The following is a 16,538-nucleotide window of genomic DNA, read 5'->3' as shown; positions in this document are numbered from 1 at the left end:
GACCGCGTCCGCGCCGTGCCCGGCCGCCGCCGGGCCGCGCGGCCCGCCGGCGGGTGGCAGTACGCGGAAGCCCACCGAGGTGGAACCGGCCGGAGCGGGATCTGGATCGCTCCGCTCCGGCCGTACCGAGGTGATCGTCCGGCGCCCGTCGGGCCCGGTCGCCGCACGCGCGACCGTCGCGTACGGAACCGGGCCCAGCATGACCACGGCCCCGACGCCGAGGAGCATCGTCAGGCGACGGCGCCGCATCGTTCACCTCGCTGTCCTGGTACGGGAATCCGGGAGACCGCCCTGATCGGGCTACCTGCTCCCTACCCGCTCCGGCGGTCGAGCGATCAGATCGCGGCGAGGTCGACGAGCACGTATCCGCCGTCGGTGACCGTGTAGTAGAGCGGGTTCCCCGGCTCCTGTGGAACCACCCAGCCGAGCTGCTGCTTCTTGCCGGAGGTGACGCCGAGATCACCGGTGAGACCCGTCTTCAGGTCGTACACGGCGATGGTCCCCCCGGCGGGCTTGGTGATCACGAACCGGTCCAGGGAGGGCGGCACCACCATCATGCGCTCGACGTCCGGGATCGCGTGGCGCCCGCCGCCGTCGCGGCGCTGGGCCTCGGTGACGAAGTTCTTCGTCTGTCCCACACACCAGGTCAGTCCGCAGTGCCAGGCGGCACGGTCGGTGAGACGTGCCGACCGGGTCTCGCCGGTCCTGACGTTCTTGATGGTCGCGAACCGGACGTTCGTGGCGGTGCCGAGCGAGTCGCGGGGCGAGCCGACCCACGGCCACTGGAGGATGTACGCCGAGCCGGTCCCCTCGACCAGCCGGGCGGTGCCGCCCGCGATGGGGGCGCGGTAGACGCCGGGGCTGCGGGTGAGCGACCAGTAGACGTTCCCGCCGTCGATAGCGAGGTGGTCCAAGGTGGTCGCGTCCGTCCGGGCGACCCGGTGGGCCTCGCCGCCCGCGAGCGGTGCGGCCCACACCTCGGCGCCGTAGTCGCCGGCGAAGGCCCAGGCGACGTACCCGTCGCCGGTCGTGAAGTAGGAGGCGAACATCTTCGTCTTCGCCGGCGTGACGACCGTCGTGATCCGCCTCGTCGTGTGCTTGCGCAAGTCGTAGGCGTACAGGGCGTCGGCCTTCTCGAAGCTGAACTCGGTGTTCACGAGCAGGGTGTGGGCGTCGAGGAAGGTCAGGGGCTGGAACCTGCGCCCGTTCGGCAGGGTGGCCGGCACCCGGTGGATCGCCTGGGGCCAGACCTTCTCCATCGCCGGCACGGCGGTCTTCTTCAGGCGGTGCAGTGCCGGGGACGCCCCTGTCTTCGAACTGCCGGACGCGTGCATTCCGGTCAGCAGCGTACGGCCGCCGACCGTGGCGCCCCCGATGGCCAGGGCCACGGCCGCGGCGGCCAACGCCACCCTTGGGTAGCCGCGGGGTCGCCGCGCGGGGCGCGAGTCCAGGCCGATGCCCGGCGGGGCCTTCGGGGCGCGTTCGGCCGCCGCGGTGAGGGTCCGCCGCAGGGCCTGCTCCAGTTCCTCGGTCATCGCAGACTCCCGTTCGTCACGGACGGACGCCAGGTCGCCCGTAGCTTGTCCAGAGCACGTGACGCCTGACTGCGCACCGTGCCGCGCGAGATGCCGAGCACGTCGGCGATCTCGCTGTCGCTGAGCGACTCGTAGTAGCGAAGGACCAGCACGGCGCGCTGCTTGCGGGGCAGGCCGTCCAGCGCCCGCCACAGGCCGTCGTCCCCGTCGGCGCGCGCCAGGGCCATGTCGTCGTAGGCCCGCTCGGGCGGCTCGGGCATCAGGCGTTCGCGGCGGCGTTTCCGCCACATGCTGATGTGCAGCCGGGCCATGGCCGTCCGTACGTATCCCTCCGGCTCGCGCTTGTTGACGACGCCGGGCCAGGCGGCGCGCACGCGTACCAGCGCCTCCTGTAGCAGGTCGGCGGCGTCGTGCGGATCACCGGTCAGTACGTAGGCATAGCGCATCAACGCGTCGGCGCGGGACCCGGCGAACTCTTCGAAGCTCAGTGCTTCATTCAAGGCACCCTCCTCGACACGGGGACGGGCACGGTGCGGAAACTGTTGCACGTACGGGACACTGGGGGGGTGGCTGAACGACTACTCGGGCCGGCGGACGTCCGCGCGCTCGCCGCCGACCTGGGCATCCGCCCGACCAAGACGCTCGGCCAGAACTTCGTCATCGACGCGAACACGGTGCGGCGCATCGTCCGCGACGCCGAGGTCGCCCCGGACGACGTGGTCCTGGAGGTCGGGCCCGGGCTCGGCTCGCTGACCCTGGCCCTGCTGCCGGAGGCCCGGCGCGTCATGGCGGTCGAGGTGGACAAGGTGCTCGCGGGGCGGCTGCCGCGGACCGTCGCCGAGTTCGCGCCGTCGCTCGCCGACCGCCTGTCGGTGGTCACCGGCGACGCGTTGCGCGTGACCGAACTGCCCGAACCCCCGACCGCTCTCGTGGCGAACCTGCCGTACAACGTGGCCGTGCCCGTCGTCCTGCACCTGCTCGGCACGTTCCCGACGCTGCGGCATGGGCTGGTCATGGTCCAGGCCGAGGTCGCCGACCGGCTCACGGCCGGCCCGGGGGGCAAGGTGTACGGGGTGCCGTCGGTGAAGATGGCCTGGTACGCCGGGACGCGCCGGGCGGGCAACGTCGGGCGTGCGGTGTTCTGGCCGATGCCGAACGTCGACTCGGGCCTGGTCGCCTTCACCCGGCGGGAGCCTCCTGCGGGCGTCCCCCGTACGGAGGTGTTCGCAGTGGTGGACGCGGCCTTCGCGCAGCGCCGTAAGACCCTGCGGGCGGCCCTGGCCGGCTGGGCGGGCTCGGCCCCGGCGGCGGAGCGGATCCTGCGCGCCGCGGACGTCGACCCGGGCGCGCGCGGCGAGTCGCTCGACGTGGCGGCCTTCACCCGGATCGCCGCGCAGCGGCGCGTATCCTCTAGCATCTCGTGACCGTGATCACAGTTCGCGTACCCGCCAAGGTCAACCTCCAGCTCGGCGTCGGCCCGGTCCGTGACGACGGCTACCACGACCTGGTCAACGTCTTCCACGCGGTCTCGCTGTTCGACGAGGTGACCGCCGCCCCCGCCCCGGAGCCGACGATCACGGTGGAGGGCCCGCCCGGCGTTCCCGTGGGCCCGGACAACCTGGCCGTACGGGCCGCGCTGCTCCTCGCCTCGCACACCGGCGTCGAACCCCGGGTCGCCCTGCACATCCGCAAGGACATCCCGGTGGCCGGCGGAATGGCCGGCGGCAGCGCCGACGCGGCGGCGGCCCTGGTGGCCTGCGACGCCCTGTGGGAGACGGGGCTGAGCCGCGAGACCCTCTTGGAACTGGGCGCGCGAATCGGCAGCGATGTGCCGTTCGCCCTGCTCGGCGGCACGGCCGTGGGCCTGGGCCGAGGCGAGCGGCTGACCCCGGTCGAGGTGACGGGGGAGTTCCACTGGGTGTTCGGCTACGCGGACGGCGGCCTGTCGACCCCGGCGGTGTACGCCGAATGCGATCGCCTGCGAACCGGTTCACCGGCACCGTGGCCGGTGGTGTCGGACGACCTGATGGCCGCACTGAAGACGGGCGACCCTTTGGCGCTCGGACGGGCGCTGAGCAACGACCTGCAGCCCGCGGCCCTGAGCCTGCGCCCACCACTGTCCGAAGCCCTGACCGCGGGAACGTCCGCCGGCGCGGTGGGCGCCCTGGTCTCGGGCTCGGGCCCGACGTGCGCCTTCCTGGCACCCTCGGCCGCGCAGGCGGAGGAACTGGCGACATCTCTGTCCCGTGTGGAGCACTTCGTCACCGTCCGCCAGGCCCGTGGGCCCGTAACGGGCGCTGTGGTCATCTGATCCGGACGGCCCGAAACGTGACCCTTCGTATGTGGATCGTCACTTACGGGTAAAGTCGACCTCGGTAGTACCTGGACTGGGCGAGTCAAAGTTTGTAAAGTCCTTAGGGTTTTCACGGGGATTTGAACGGGGCCCGCGGCACCTGATGTGTTCCACACATCGGGGGAGGGGAGAACCATGCCGCCTGTGGATCCGGGACCGGTGCCGCTGGGGGTTTACCGTGATTGGCCGGGGCTCGACCCCTCAGAGTGCCTCACGATGGACCGGCACCAGGTCAGAGTGATCGCGGAACGCTTAACGGGGCATCTGGAGGCCCTGTTGTCCGCGGACGAGCACCTCAAGCCGGCGAGCCGAGCGGCGTACGGCGCCTGGGACGCCGCCCAGCAGTTCTATCCGAGCGTCCGATCCGGCCATACGACCCTCGTTGACCAGCACAGCCGGTTCCTGCACGCCATGCTGGACATGATCAAGAAACTGCACCGCTCGGCCCACACCTATGACGCGTCCGAAGTCGACCTGGGACACCGGATCGCCGCCGTCGACCAGCGTCTGCACGCCACGTCGACCAGCGACCTGTTCCTGCACAACTCGTCGTCCCCGCCGCCACGCACCACGACCCCGAACTCACTGAACCCGGACGGCAGGGACTGAGATGACGGGATCGTACCCATTGCCGATGCGGTCGTCCGCGCCAGTGGGGTCGCCGTCGCAGTACGCCGATCCGAAGCGCATCGATGCCCTCTTGAAGTCGAGTGATCCGGAGGCGGTCGCAGCGTCGGGCCGCGGGTACCAGGAGTTCGCCGCGGCGTACGAGAAGATCGCGGGAGAGTTGCTGAGCCTCCGCTCGGACTTGCACGACGCGTGGACCGGGAAGGACGCGGCGGCGGCGCAGTCGCAGTTACGGGAGGTCTGGTCGGCGGCGGCGACGGTGCACCGGACCGCCCAGACGTTCGGCGTGACGATCGAGCGGCACGGTACAGAACACCTGGCCTGGTACAAGTACAACAAGCCCGCGTCGAAGTCCCTGCCAGAGGCCCAGAGCTGGATGGCAGGAGCCAATGAACGCGTTACCCAGGCCTGGGACTCCCTTCCGCAGGATCTGTCCACCTCCCTGCCGCCGAGGCAGCACATTCTGGATCACGGCCCGGCGGCTGAGACCCCGTCCAGGGGTACGTACGAGCCGCGCGAAGAGGAGGCGAAAGCCACCGATACGGGCAGCGAGGGAGCAGGCCATCGGCACGTCGAGCAGGCGATCGATCTCGCCGGCAACGGCAGTGGAAGCACTCAGCTCGCCGGGGCGGCGGCACCAGGCACGCTCGGCGGCGGAACCGAACTCGGGCCTTCCGGGCTGCTCGCTCCAGGCGTGGCCGGTGGCCTTGGCGGGCAGCCGCCATCGGGTGGGGGAATCCTCGGGCCCGGATTGATGTCGTCGGGCGGCGTCTTGGGCGCAGATCGCCCTGCCGGTTCTGCGGGTGGGGTGCCCGGATCGGCGCGCGAGTCCCAGGCCGTCTCGGCTGCCGAGTCCCAGGCCGCCCCGGAGGTCGAAGTCCGGGCAGCCCGGCCTCGGGCGGGCGCTTTGGGCCCGGCTGCGGGTACGGGCGCGGCCGCGGCAAAGGAACGGGAGCGCTCCCGGCTGACATGGCTCGCCGAAGAAGAGGAAGTGTGGACCGAAGGTATCGAGGCCGCTCCCGAGCTCATCCGAGGTGACCATCCGCTCACCGCAGCACCGGAACCTCGACATGACAGGGAGGTCGATCTTTCCGCAGACGTCGATGCGATCAACGAATTCCTCGCCGAGCTGAACACGGAGGCTGATCCAGGCTCTGACGCCGGGGACGTGTCGACGGAGACCAGCGAGCTTCGTGCGCCGCGGACAGAGATCGAACCGCGGGGCGAGGCCGTACGCGGTCTTCCCGCGGTCGGAGATGGTGAGGATTCCGCCCGCGACTAGTGCAGGGGAGATGAGGTTTGAGACAGGTCGTCTACTTGCTCGGGGTCGCAGCGGCACTGTTGCTCGTGGCGACCCCGATGTCTCCGGCCGCCGCGACACCTCACCCGCGTTCGGATGAGTGGTGGTTCTCCGCGTGGGGCATCGAGCACGATGTCTGGCCGGTCACCACCGGTGCCGGCGTGACGGTCGCCGTTCTCGACTCGGGAGTGAACGCCGCGTTGCCGGAACTGTCCGGCGCGGTGCTGAAGGGCGAAGACAGCACCGGCGGAACTGGCGACGGACGTACGGACCTTGACGAGCAAGACGGCGGCCATGGCACCGGGACGGCCGCCCTGATCGCCGGCCGGGGAGGTGGCAGTACGGGATTCATAGGTATCGCGCCGGGAGCGAAGATCTTGCCGATTCGCGACACTTCGCGGCTGGGCGACAGAAACGGCGTATTTGAGTCCTACGCGCGGGCCATTCGCTTCGCGACCGACCACGGCGCGAAGGTCATCAACATGTCCCAGGGAGTCACGTCGGTCACGATGGACGGACACTGCGACTCCGGCATCCAAGACGCGATCGCCTACGCGGTCGACCACGACGTCGTTGTGGTGGCGGGCGCGGGTAATACCGGTGATACGACCAACTGGCCGCAACTGCCCGCATCGTGTGCCGGGGCCTTGGCGGTGGGCGCGATCGATCCGGCGCTGCGGCCCTGGAACGGAACGCAGCGGCAGTCTTATGTCGCGGTATCGGCGCCCGGTGACAACATTCCCACCATTGGAAAGAAGGGCGAACTCTTTCCGGGCGGCCGGGGCACGAGCGCCGCCGCCGCTTTGACATCCGGTGCCATCGCGCTGATTCGTTCACGCAACCCGAAAATGTCGGCGCGTACGGTGGTGCAACGTCTCATCGCGACCGCTCGGCCGCTGGGCAGGTCCCGGTGGAACGACCAGACCGGATACGGCGCCATTCAGATAACGAGTGCGATGAACCCGAAGCGCCACCCGGTTCCCGAAGATGCCCCTAACCCGGTATATGCGGCACTCGACAAGTGGCGCAGTACGAAGTCGGCCGTTTCGGCGTCGGGCCGGCCGACGACGGGCGCCTCGACCCGGCTCTCACGGCCAAGTGGGTCAGGTTGGGCATGGCCGGTCGTCTTCGGCGGCACCGGGATAGTCGTGCTGACCATCGTCGTGACGTTGCGCCGTCGTCTTCGTAAGTCCGTATCGGCGAGAGCATCCCGAAGTCTCTAATTGAAAGGAAGGCAGCGGATGCCCCTAATGAATATGGTTGGGCGCAGGGCACTAATCGTTCTCGAACGTGCTGTCATCGTGCGTGGGAGGCGGGTCCATGGCAACACTGGGCGCTGAGCCTGGCGATCAAGCTCCAGCGTACGTCTATGTGCCGATCAGCGATTCGGCGATGGCCATATCGAGTGAAGAGGGTGAGATCCAACTCGCCCTGCACGAGTTCGGGGATGGGGCGGCCGGCCTCCCGATCTTCACTGATGAAGATCGGCTGGTGGCCGTGCTCGGTGCAGATCAGGCACGGGTGAAGATCGCAGTGCTGGACCTGCTCGTGCGCTTGGCTCCGGTGGAGCTTCCGATTACCGTGAACCCTCGGCTACGTGCTGGTGCATAGCATTCGCTCAGTCGCTTCTTGGAGAGAAAAAATGGGGAACGAGCCGCCCGTTCTAGCTGTTTCGCGAACGGCATTCATGGAAACCGCTAGGAAGTTTCAAAATTTATCCGACGACTTCAAAGGTCTGATGCCGATCTCTGGATTCCCTGCTCTGGACACTGGTAGTGCGGATCTTGATGCGGCGTTGGATACGTTTCTGCGGATGCTCGGCGAGTTGCATCTCGTGGTGGCGCAGGCGATTAATAATCACGGGGTCAAGCTGGGTACTGCCGCAGACAATTTCTCGAACACCGAGTTCACTATTAGTAAGGCTATAAAACAGGTAATAACTGAGGAGAAGGTGACTTCTCCGGATCCACTGAAGCCGATCGACTAGAAGATGTAGCGATTGTGGGTGGATATGTCCTCCGACGAGCCGGTGCAGCCAATAAAATACAGTCCTCCGAGTATATCCGAGCAAAGTCAGCGGCCCCACGTGCCGACGACCGAAAACTCATATATCGCTGGCGATATCTCGTCAATGACGAACCTTGCGTCGGCCCTTTATGAATATGCCAGGCAAGGCACCGAACGACTGGACACGCTAACCGGATATGTGAACGACCTGCTAGAGGCCGGCACGTGGAAAGGACAGCCGGCATCAGGACGAACCATAGCGGTGTTCATGGCTAGTTATGGTGCCGATGCAGCCATTATGGCGGGCATGGACAAGATCGTTGTTGCTGCGGGGCAGGTCATCGATAATTTGGCCGCTCAACTCGCGACGCTCGAATCCAAGCTCGAGAGAGAGCTTGAGACTCCGCTCAGTAAGGGCTGGCTGGTGCAAGAGTGGGCGCCCGACGGTGGTCCTTATTTTACCGGCAATCCAAAATTTGTGAACAGTCCTGATCCCAAGGTCCATTCGGCCGTCATGGAGCTCTGGAACAAGCTGGGCGAAGACGCTGCACGTTATCAGCGTCAGGCGGACATTCATCGAGCCAAGGCAGCCGAGATCATCATGGCGTTAGCCGAAAAAGTGCAAACCGGCCTTGATTACTATATGGACAAGACCGGGCCAGGTCATCCGCAGGACGCCGGTGGTCTGTTCACTGAGGATCAGCGCAAGAGCGACAAGCTGGGCATCGACCGGCTCAAAAAGCAACTCGCTGCGGAACAAGGGAAAGTGCATTTCGACCGCCAAAAGGTGGCCGCCGACATGCAACAGTATGGTGGCGAGCTCCAGACGATCGGCGGTCTCGTCATGATGATCAAGCCTCTTGCTCCCTATGGTGCAACTGTCGAGACCATTGGTCAGATAGTGGGGTCAATCGGTGTGATTGCTGGAACGAAGACGCCATGACTGAGACACGGGCCGGGGTTGAAAGGGAATCTTCAAGGCGGTCGCGCATGCCGAGACGTCTTTGGCTGTTGGTTCTGGTCGTCGTAATTCTCGGCGGCTCTGGTGGCATGTGGTATTTTGCCGCTCACTCATCGACGCATTCTCGCCGACCCGGAAGCTACGCTGCGCCGGATCGTGCGCTCATCGACTCCGCGGGTAATGTTACCGGACTTCCTGCAATCGACCGGGCGTTGGCCCCTGTCCTCGACGGGGGTGGTCTTCTCCCTTCTGGTGTGCGATTGGTCATCGCGCCTTGCCAGCAGTCTGCCGACATCGCCAACTGTGGAGGGAGTTTCTACTCCTTTCAGTCTGCGCGACAGCTCGGTATAACGGCAAGGACGGTGATGGGTGATCTGCGGGCGGAGCAGGCGGATTTTCCGCGAAATGCGCTTTTGAATTATAATGGCGGGAAAGGCCTCAAGGCTGTTCCCGGGTTGGGTGACAACGCATTCATACGCCCAATCCGGGTCGGGGCCGAGTCGGATCAGAAGATGGGCCAGAACAAGAGCTATGACACCTTTTGGTCGCGGCGTCTCCTGCATGGCGCGCAGCTCGCCATCATGGTACGGAACGTGGTGATCGAGATTGAATGGTACGGCGCTGACACCGTGCCCGCACCACACGGCGGCGCTACGCCACACGTCACCGAGTTTTCGGATGCGAAGGCGAAGCAGCAGGCGCTCGAGTTGGCCCGTGCCCTGGTTACGAAGTTCTCCTGAGCTGGTACTGAAAGCGCTGTTCTGGATGTCGGCGTGCTGCAATATGAGGTGTCGCCGCCTCCGGGCGGCGAGGAGCGCCCGAACCTTTGTGGAAGGCTCAGATAGATGACCGATGTCACGGTCCCGGCGGTCGGAGGCATTGTCGTCGGTGGTTTAGCGCTGATCATCGCCATCCTGGTTCTGTTCCGCCGTGCTCCTGTGCTCGTGGTCTGCCTTTTCGGACAGAGGGCGGTGGGAACGGTCGTCGGGACGGAGCGGGACGACCGGACGGGGCCGCGGCTGCTCGTCTCCTACCCCGCGGCCGACGGTCGTGAGGTCGAGTTCCGGGAGCCCGTCAAGGTGATGGCGAAGGCGGGCGAACGGCTGCCGGTCCGGTACGGGCGTACCGGCCGTGCGACGACCGGCCGGCCATCGCAGGTGCTCGGAGAGATCGCCGCGTTCGGCGTGGTGTTCGGAGTCTTCGGGCTGATCACCGGGGTGGGCTCGGTCTACGCCCTGGCCGGCGGAGACCGAGAGGTGTTCTACGGTCTCGGCGGCCTGGGTTCGTTCGTGGTGCTCGCCGTGGTTCTGCTGTACGTCGCGGGCCAGTCCTCCTCCAGGGCACGGTCCTGGCACCGCAGGGTCGCCGCGGACGGAGTCGTCACGCGCGTCGCGGCGAAGGAGCGTGGCAGCGAGTACCCGCACCCCTGGGTCGCCTACGACACGCAGGGCGGCGACCGTGTCGAGTACTGGGACCTCGCGCTCACCGGTTACGCGCCCGGCGACCAGGTCACGGTCTACTACGACCCCGACCATCCGGAACTCACCGCCACGGGCGTCGACAGGGCGGCGAACGTCTGGCAGGCGAGGTTCTACGGAGCCGCCGGCGTCCTCTGCCTCGCGGCCGGTGTCTGGTCCGCCTGGTCCTACCTGATCAGCGCCTGATCGAACACGTCACCGAGGCCCGGCCCCGGGGCCGCCCGCGTCGCAGGTCAGGTGGCGTCGGTGGACAGGACGAAGCCACCGGCGCCCTGCCTGGCCTGGAGGATGCCTGGCCCGGCGAGTTCGCGGATGGCCTCGCGCACCGTGGAGCGCCCGACACCGAGCTCCGCGGCCAGCGCGGTCCCGCCGGGGAGCCTGTGGCCAAGGGCCCACTCGCCGGTGGCGACGCGGGCGAGGATCACCTCCACGGCCTGCTCGGCGGGCGGTGCCTGCGGATGCGGGCGGCAACCAGGCTCTGGTCGAACCGCGCGGATCCTCGGGCTCATGGTTGCGATGGGCTACAAGGAGATCGAAGTCGGGTATCCGTCCGCCCCACAGACCGACCTCGACTTCGTACGACTCATTGCCGAGACCGACCTCGCGCCGAAGGACGTGACGATCGTCGTCTTCACCCCGGCCCGGCGGGGCTGATCGACCGGACGTTCGGGGACCGTACATCGTAGGCGGTGACCGCTCCGTGCTCGCCGCGAGCCTGAGCGCACTCATCCAGGCCGCGAACGCCACTTGTCCACAGGCTCATCTCGGCGTTGCCCGATGGTCGCCGGGGCCGGATAGCCTTGCTGCCGTTGTGAATCTCATCAATGTCGAAGGTCTGGGCAAGGCGTACGGACCGGTTCCGCTGCTCGAGGGCGTCTCACTCGGGGTCGCGGCGGGGGACCGGGTCGGCATCGTCGGCCGTAACGGTGATGGCAAGTCCACGCTGATGTCCCTGCTGGCCGGGCGGACCGAGCCCGACGACGGGCGCGTCACGCGTGCGCGGGACGCGCGGATCGGTTACCTCACCCAGCGAGACGCGTTTCCCGACGGCGCGACGGTGCGTTCGGTCGTGTTCGGCGATCGGGCGGAGCACGACTGGGCGGGTGACGCACGGGCCCGTGACATCCTCGCCGGCCTGCTGGCCGACGTGCCGCTCGACGCTCCCGTGGCCGGCATGTCCGGCGGCGAGCGGCGTCGGGTCGCGCTCGCCGCGCTGCTGGTCCCCGAGACCGATCTCCTCATGCTGGACGAGCCGACCAACCACCTCGACATCGAGGCGATCGCCTGGCTCGCCGGCCACCTGAAGGACCGCACGCTCGTCGTGGTCACCCACGACCGCTGGTTCCTCGACGAGCTGACCGACCGCACGTGGGAGGTGGCCGACCGGCAGGTCCACCGCTACGAGGGCGGCTACTCCGCGTACGTGCTGGCCAAGGCCGAGCGGGCCCGGCTCGCCGCCGCCGCCGAGGAAAAGCGGCAGAACCTCCTGCGCAAGGAGCTGGCCTGGCTCCGGCGCGGCCCGCAGGCGCGTACGTCCAAGCCCAAGTTCCGGGTCGATGCCGCGAACGCCCTGATCGCCGACGAGCCGCCGGCGCGTGACAGCGTGGAGCTCGTACGGTTCGCCACGGCGCGGCTCGGCAAGACCGTGTACGACGTGGAGGACGCGACGGTCCAGGTCGGCGACCGGACGCTCTTCGAGCATCTGACCTGGCAGCTCGGCCCCGGTGACCGCATCGGGCTCGTCGGCGTGAACGGCAGCGGCAAGACCACGCTGCTCCGCCTGCTCGACGGGTCCGTACGCCCGCGCGCGGGCCGGGTGGTGACCGGCAAGACCGTACGCCTCGCGCACCTGTCGCAGGAGCTGGGCGAGCTCGACCCCTCGCGCCGGGTGCTGGAGACGGTCGAGGAGATCAAGCGGCGCATCACGGTCGGCAAGAAGGAGTTCTCCGCCGGCCAGATGCTCGAACGCTTCGGCTTCCGCGGCGACGCCCAGTGGACCCCGGTCGGCGACCTGTCGGGCGGCGAGCGCCGACGCCTGCAACTGCTCCGCCTGCTCATGGGCGAGCCGAACGTCCTGCTGCTCGACGAGCCCACCAACGACCTCGACATCGAGACGCTGACCGAGCTGGAGGACCTGCTCGACGGATGGCCCGGCTCGCTGGTCCTCGTCAGCCACGACCGCTATTTCCTTGAGCGGGTCTGCGACCATGTCGTCGCCCTCCTCGGCGACGGAGGGCTGAAGATGCTGCCCGGCGGCGTCGACGAATACCTCGACCGCCGCCGTCGCCGCACACCGCCGCCGCCCGAACGCCCGGCCGAGCCGCCCAGGCCGACCGAGTCCAAGAACGCCTGGCAGACGAAGAAGGACCTCGACCGACTCGAACGCCGCATCTCCCGCCTGGGCGAACGAGAGGCCGAACTCCACGACCTGATGGCCCAGCACGCCACCGACCACGAAAAGCTCCTCACCCTCGACGCGGAGCTGCGCACCGTCCGTACGGAGCGCGAGGAGCTGGAAGAACAGTGGCTCGAACTCGCGGAGAACGCCTGACCGCCGACCCGGGTTCTGCCCAGGCGGTGCCTCGCCGCGCTTGCCGCCGGTCGGCCTGCCCCGAACGTCGCTCGGTACGGACGGGGGACCTTGAGCCAGGCCCCTCTTCGTCGCCCGGGTTATCCACAGGCGTGCGCACGGCCTATCTCATCCGTCCCCCTCACGCCATGATGTCGTCGTGACCATCTGGCTGGAGAAGTTCACCACGCAGGGCGACGGGCCACGGCTCGCCGTCAAGGACGCCATCGACGTCGCCGGTTCGCCGACGACGCTGGCATGCCCGGTCATCAGTGAGCAGGCCGTGGCCGCGGAGCGCGACGCTCCCGTCGTCGCGACCGCTCGCCGGCAGGGGGCGCGGATCGTCGGCAAGACCAACCTCACCGAGCTCTGCCGCGCCGCCGACGGCGTCAACCCCTGGACCGGGACTCCGGAGAATCCCCTCGACGCCGACCGCGTGCCCGGCGGTTCGTCCAGCGGCTCCGCGGTCGCGGTCGCGCTGGGCGAGGCCGATGTGGCGCTCGGCACCGACACGGGCGGGTCCATCCGCGTGCCGGCCGCCTGCTGTGGCGTCGCCGGGCTCAAGACCACGCATGGCCGGGTTCCGGTCGACGGAGTGTTCCCTCTCGCCACGTCGCTGGACGCGGTCGGCCCGCTGGGTCCCGACGTCGCCGCGCTCACGCTCGGCATGACGCTGATGGAGCCCGGCTTCGCTCCCGGCTCGTTCGACGCCGGAGCGATGATCGGCCGACTGCGTCCGATGGGCATGCCGGTCGCGCCCGAGCTCGACGCGGCCGTCGATGCCGCACTGCACGCCGCCGGCCTCATCTTCGCGGACGAGCCGGTCGACTGCTGGTCCGCCGCCCTCGACGCCGGAAACCGACTGATCCTCGGCGAGGGCTTCCGCGCCCACCGGAGCCTCCTCGCGTACCCGGATCGGATGAGCGAGCGGATCCGCCGCCGCATCGAACGCGGCGAGCGGATCACCGACGGGATGCTCGACGAGGCGTACGCCACGCGGGAGACGCTGCGAGAGTTCCTCGACAAGCTCTTCGAACGCTATCCGCTGCTCGCCCTGCCCACGATCACCCAACCACCACCACGCATCGGCGCCGAACGCGACGTCGACCTCACCGCACTGACCCTCCCCTTCAACCTGTCCGGCGACCCCGCCCTGGCACTGCCGATCCCCGTCAAGGGCAGCCCGCTACCAGGCTCCTTGCAACTGATCGCCCCGGCAAACGAAGAGGCACGCCTACTGGCCGCCGGCACCCTCATCGAGACCGCACTGCGATAACCACCGCACCCCGGCCTTTCCCACCCAAACCACGCAGCACCTCCAGGCAGGCGACAACACGAACGAAGAGCCTCACCACCATGCCCGCACGTCCTACCGGCCACTCAGCGGAACGCCAGGGCTCGCCTACCCCTCCTGCCCGCCGTCCGGTGAAGTGCCAGGGCACGCTCGCCCTTTCTGTCGACTACTCGGCGAGATGCCAGGGTTCGCCCACCTCCGCCCGTTGCTCGGCCAGGTGTCGAGACCCGCGTCTTCTGCCGGCGACCTGGCGGAGCGTCGGGGCTCACCCGCCCCTTCTGTCAGTCGTCCGGCGAGGTGCCGGGGCCCGCTCGCCCTTTCTGCCAGTCCGGTCCGACGGGGTGTAGGGGTTCGCCTGTCTCTGTCGATTATCTGGCCAGGTGTCGAGCTCGCCGGGATGGCCGCGTCGCAGGTCAGGTGGCGTCGCGTGATCTGGGCGGCGGCTTCCGATCTGCGGTCGCGGATGGCGTTCACGATCGCGGCGTGGGCCTCCTCGTCTGCGGCAGCTCGGTGATTTCGATGGTTCGCGTCGATGCGGAGCATGCCGATCATGGCCTGACGGTTCCTGGGGACGACGGACTGGAAGAAGCTCGACCAGGACCCGCCTGTTCTGTCCGCCGTACGGCGAAGTGCCGGGACCCGCTCGCCCTTTCTGCCGACTACTCGGCGAGGTGTCAGTGTTCGCCCGTCTCTGTTCGTTGCTCGGCCAGGTGCCAGGTGCCAGGTGCCAGGTGCCAGGTGCCAGGTGCCGCTGCGCCTTCTCCCGGCGATCCGGCGAAGTGTTGGGGCCGCTCGCATTTGCTATCGGCTATCGGCGAATGGCGAGGCTCGCCGCACCTCCTCCACGTCGCCTGGCAAGCATCGGGCGAGGCCCCGCCCAAGAGGCAAGTACCGCTCGATTCGTGGCAACGGAGCGACTGGGATACATCACATCGCTGGAAGGGGCCCGGCAGGGCGGCTCCTCGACGCCGCTCGGCAGGGGGCACGGGGTGGCGGATGGTCTTTACGGCGGAGTTCACTCATGTGGTCCCGCAGGTCGGGGAACGTTAGTGAACACCGCACTGAATGAGGTGGCATCGCGCTGATGCGTACCGTCCGGACGTTCGGACATGGAACGGCGTCGCAGGAGGAGATCACCGACCTGCTGCGGGGCGCCGGCGTGGAACTGGTGGTCGATGTCCGTACGGCGCCGGGCAGTCGCCGTAATCCGCACGTGGCTCGCGCGTCGCTGGAGTCCTGGCTGCCCGCGAACGGTATCGGCTACCGATGGGACAAGCGCCTCGGCGGGTTTCGGCGTCCTCCGCCCGACTCGCCGGACATCTTCTGGAGGGAGGAGATGTTCCGTGGTTACGCGTCCCACATGCGCACGCCGGAGTTCGCCGCCGCGATCGACGGGTTGCTCAGTTTCGCGGGCGAGCAGACGGTGATGTGCAGCGAGTCCGTCTGGTGGCGCTGTCACCGTCGGATGATCGCCGACTTCCTCGTGCTGGCCCGCGCCGTCCGAGTCGAGCATCTGATGCACGACGGCCGTCTCACCCGCCACGAACCGACCCCGGGCGCACGGCTCCGCGACGACGGCCTGATCGTCTACGACGGAGGTCAGGAGCCCTTGCTGTGACGCGCGGCCCGGCGTCACCGAGGCCGTACGGGTCGGGGCGTGCACGATGAACTCGAAGTCGGCGTGGCCTCCGTCGTCCGGATAGACGACCGCGTCGGGCGTGCCGTAGGCGACCCGCCCGGCTCCCCACTCACGCCAGGGCGGCAGGCCGATGACGGGGTAGTTCTGGTGGAGCCGCTTCTCGACGTCAAGCGCCGTCTCGTAGAGGCGCACCGTCCAGCCGAAGTGCGTGGGCCGAGGGGGAGTCAGCCTGCTCTTGACCGACGGCAACGTGGCGAGGACCGCGAAGGAGGACGGCGGGGTCGGTGCGGGACGGAACGCCGACATGCGCGCCTAGGTCGACATGCGTGCCTAGGCCATTGTCCTCGCGGTGGTGGTCATCCCGCCCGGCCTGCTCATGGCGGCGGCGTGCGTCTGGCGGCTGTGCCGCCTGCGCGCCGTCCGGGTCCCGGTGCCGGGGATGGTCGCCACCATGGGCCTTGAGCGACCCGCCTAGGGTCTGTCTCAAGGTCCCCGTTCGTAGCGAGTGGTGTCCAGGGGGCGCGGCGCAAGGCGGAGGAGGGAGTCAGCCCTGGTTCGGCTGCCGATCTTTCCCGGGGTCCTCGCGGAAGCGTGTCGGGCGGCGGAATCGTTCGGCGCGGTTTCGTGGGGTGGGGGCGACAACGCGGCGAGGCGGCGCCTGGGCGCCGCGCAACCGGACAGCGGGACTTTGAACAGGCCCTAGATCGTTGATGGGTTATTGGTGGGCCGGTCGCTGGCATGGTGAAGGGCGCCCATGATCAGTGTGTGAAGACAA

The 16,538-nt window shown here is 68.3% G+C and carries 20 protein-coding genes; 15 read left to right on the top strand and 5 right to left on the bottom strand.

All coding sequences use genetic code 11. The features are described from left to right. The 3 genes from ACFFNX_RS20795 to ACFFNX_RS20785 all read right to left on the bottom strand — a co-directional run. Nucleotides 1-249 (bottom strand): hypothetical protein (locus ACFFNX_RS20795; RefSeq protein ID WP_378204579.1); only part of this gene is annotated, 249 nt, incomplete at its 3' end. A gap of 86 nt (nucleotides 250-335) precedes the next feature. Beyond that, nucleotides 336-1,535, bottom strand: coding sequence for a hypothetical protein (locus ACFFNX_RS20790; protein WP_378204576.1), 1,200 nt, complete (start codon nucleotides 1,533-1,535; stop codon nucleotides 336-338). Beyond that, nucleotides 1,532-2,035, bottom strand: a complete 504-nt coding sequence (locus ACFFNX_RS20785) for a SigE family RNA polymerase sigma factor (RefSeq protein ID WP_378204573.1) — start codon at nucleotides 2,033-2,035, stop codon at nucleotides 1,532-1,534. The genes ACFFNX_RS20790 and ACFFNX_RS20785 overlap by 4 nt, the downstream gene beginning before the upstream one ends. 66 nt (nucleotides 2,036-2,101) lie before the next feature. Between ACFFNX_RS20785 and rsmA the strand changes: the two genes are divergently transcribed. The 10 genes from rsmA to ACFFNX_RS20735 all read left to right on the top strand — a co-directional run bounded on the left by rsmA (nucleotide 2,102) and on the right by ACFFNX_RS20735 (nucleotide 10,447). Beyond that, a complete protein-coding gene (gene rsmA / locus ACFFNX_RS20780) occupies nucleotides 2,102-2,959 on the top strand; it encodes a 16S rRNA (adenine(1518)-N(6)/adenine(1519)-N(6))-dimethyltransferase RsmA (RefSeq protein ID WP_378204570.1) in 858 nt (285 codons plus the stop codon). Between the two features lie 5 nt (nucleotides 2,960-2,964). Continuing rightward, nucleotides 2,965-3,846: a 4-(cytidine 5'-diphospho)-2-C-methyl-D-erythritol kinase gene (locus ACFFNX_RS20775; protein ID WP_378204584.1), complete on the top strand. Its 882-nt coding sequence runs from the start codon at nucleotides 2,965-2,967 to the stop codon at nucleotides 3,844-3,846. 258 nt (nucleotides 3,847-4,104) lie between these two features. Continuing rightward, nucleotides 4,105-4,497, top strand: a complete 393-nt coding sequence (locus tag ACFFNX_RS20770; protein WP_378204567.1) for a hypothetical protein — start codon at nucleotides 4,105-4,107, stop codon at nucleotides 4,495-4,497. A 1-nt stretch (nucleotide 4,498) separates the two neighbouring features. Then, the gene (locus ACFFNX_RS20765; protein ID WP_378204565.1) at nucleotides 4,499-5,797 is read left to right on the top strand and encodes a hypothetical protein; all 1,299 of its coding nucleotides are present in this window, start codon (nucleotides 4,499-4,501) and stop codon (nucleotides 5,795-5,797) included. Between the two features lie 17 nt (nucleotides 5,798-5,814). Then, a complete protein-coding gene (locus ACFFNX_RS20760; RefSeq protein ID WP_378204562.1) occupies nucleotides 5,815-7,038 on the top strand; it encodes a S8 family serine peptidase in 1,224 nt (407 codons plus the stop codon). A 97-nt stretch (nucleotides 7,039-7,135) separates the two neighbouring features. Further along, nucleotides 7,136-7,426 (top strand): SseB family protein, encoded by a 291-nt coding sequence (locus ACFFNX_RS20755; RefSeq protein WP_378204559.1) that lies wholly within the window; start codon nucleotides 7,136-7,138, stop codon nucleotides 7,424-7,426. Next, nucleotides 7,413-7,802, top strand: a complete 390-nt coding sequence (locus ACFFNX_RS20750) for a DUF6317 family protein (protein ID WP_378204556.1) — start codon at nucleotides 7,413-7,415, stop codon at nucleotides 7,800-7,802. Before ACFFNX_RS20755 ends, ACFFNX_RS20750 begins: the two co-directional genes overlap by 14 nt. 99 nt (nucleotides 7,803-7,901) lie before the next feature. Next, entirely contained in the window at nucleotides 7,902-8,765 is an 864-nt protein-coding gene (locus ACFFNX_RS20745; RefSeq protein ID WP_378204553.1) for a hypothetical protein, read from the top strand. A 383-nt stretch (nucleotides 8,766-9,148) separates the two neighbouring features. Then, nucleotides 9,149-9,523, top strand: a complete 375-nt coding sequence (locus ACFFNX_RS20740) for a hypothetical protein (protein WP_378204550.1) — start codon at nucleotides 9,149-9,151, stop codon at nucleotides 9,521-9,523. A 105-nt stretch (nucleotides 9,524-9,628) separates the two neighbouring features. Continuing rightward, complete coding sequence (locus ACFFNX_RS20735; protein WP_378204547.1) at nucleotides 9,629-10,447, top strand: DUF3592 domain-containing protein; 819 nt, start codon at nucleotides 9,629-9,631, stop codon at nucleotides 10,445-10,447. A 47-nt stretch (nucleotides 10,448-10,494) separates the two neighbouring features. Here the strand turns inward: ACFFNX_RS20735 and ACFFNX_RS20730 are convergent, their stop codons facing one another. Then, nucleotides 10,495-10,770: a winged helix-turn-helix domain-containing protein gene (locus ACFFNX_RS20730; protein ID WP_378204545.1), complete on the bottom strand. Its 276-nt coding sequence runs from the start codon at nucleotides 10,768-10,770 to the stop codon at nucleotides 10,495-10,497. Here ACFFNX_RS20730 and ACFFNX_RS20725 point away from each other — a divergent pair. The 3 genes from ACFFNX_RS20725 to ACFFNX_RS20715 all read left to right on the top strand — a co-directional run bounded on the left by ACFFNX_RS20725 (nucleotide 10,769) and on the right by ACFFNX_RS20715 (nucleotide 14,106). Beyond that, nucleotides 10,769-10,915 carry a hypothetical protein gene (locus tag ACFFNX_RS20725; RefSeq protein WP_378204587.1) on the top strand — a complete coding sequence of 49 codons (147 nt, stop codon included), beginning with the start codon at nucleotides 10,769-10,771 and terminating at the stop codon, nucleotides 10,913-10,915. The two genes, ACFFNX_RS20730 and ACFFNX_RS20725, sit on opposite strands and share 2 nt — an antisense overlap. A gap of 157 nt (nucleotides 10,916-11,072) precedes the next feature. Next, on the top strand, nucleotides 11,073-12,812 hold the full coding sequence (locus ACFFNX_RS20720; RefSeq protein ID WP_378204542.1) for an ABC-F family ATP-binding cassette domain-containing protein: 1,740 nt from the start codon (nucleotides 11,073-11,075) through the stop codon (nucleotides 12,810-12,812). 178 nt (nucleotides 12,813-12,990) lie between these two features. Further along, nucleotides 12,991-14,106 carry an amidase gene (locus ACFFNX_RS20715; RefSeq protein WP_378204539.1) on the top strand — a complete coding sequence of 372 codons (1,116 nt, stop codon included), beginning with the start codon at nucleotides 12,991-12,993 and terminating at the stop codon, nucleotides 14,104-14,106. Between the two features lie 126 nt (nucleotides 14,107-14,232). Here ACFFNX_RS20715 and ACFFNX_RS20710 read toward each other — a convergent pair whose 3' ends face one another. Beyond that, nucleotides 14,233-14,667: a hypothetical protein gene (locus ACFFNX_RS20710; RefSeq protein ID WP_378204581.1), complete on the bottom strand. Its 435-nt coding sequence runs from the start codon at nucleotides 14,665-14,667 to the stop codon at nucleotides 14,233-14,235. Between the two features lie 541 nt (nucleotides 14,668-15,208). Between ACFFNX_RS20710 and ACFFNX_RS20705 the strand changes: the two genes are divergently transcribed. Both ACFFNX_RS20705 and ACFFNX_RS20700 read left to right on the top strand, forming a co-directional pair. Then, the gene (locus tag ACFFNX_RS20705; protein WP_378204537.1) at nucleotides 15,209-15,742 is read left to right on the top strand and encodes a DUF488 domain-containing protein; all 534 of its coding nucleotides are present in this window, start codon (nucleotides 15,209-15,211) and stop codon (nucleotides 15,740-15,742) included. Nucleotides 15,743-16,112: 370 nt separating this feature from the next. Beyond that, a complete protein-coding gene (locus ACFFNX_RS20700; RefSeq protein WP_378204534.1) occupies nucleotides 16,113-16,238 on the top strand; it encodes a hypothetical protein in 126 nt (41 codons plus the stop codon). The last annotated feature ends 300 nt before the right edge of the window (nucleotides 16,239-16,538 follow it).

It is taken from the genome of Actinoallomurus acaciae (assembly GCF_042429965.1).
Classification (GTDB): domain Bacteria; phylum Actinomycetota; class Actinomycetes; order Streptosporangiales; family Streptosporangiaceae; genus Actinoallomurus; species Actinoallomurus acaciae.
This window is presented reverse-complemented; position numbering and strand designations above follow the sequence as displayed.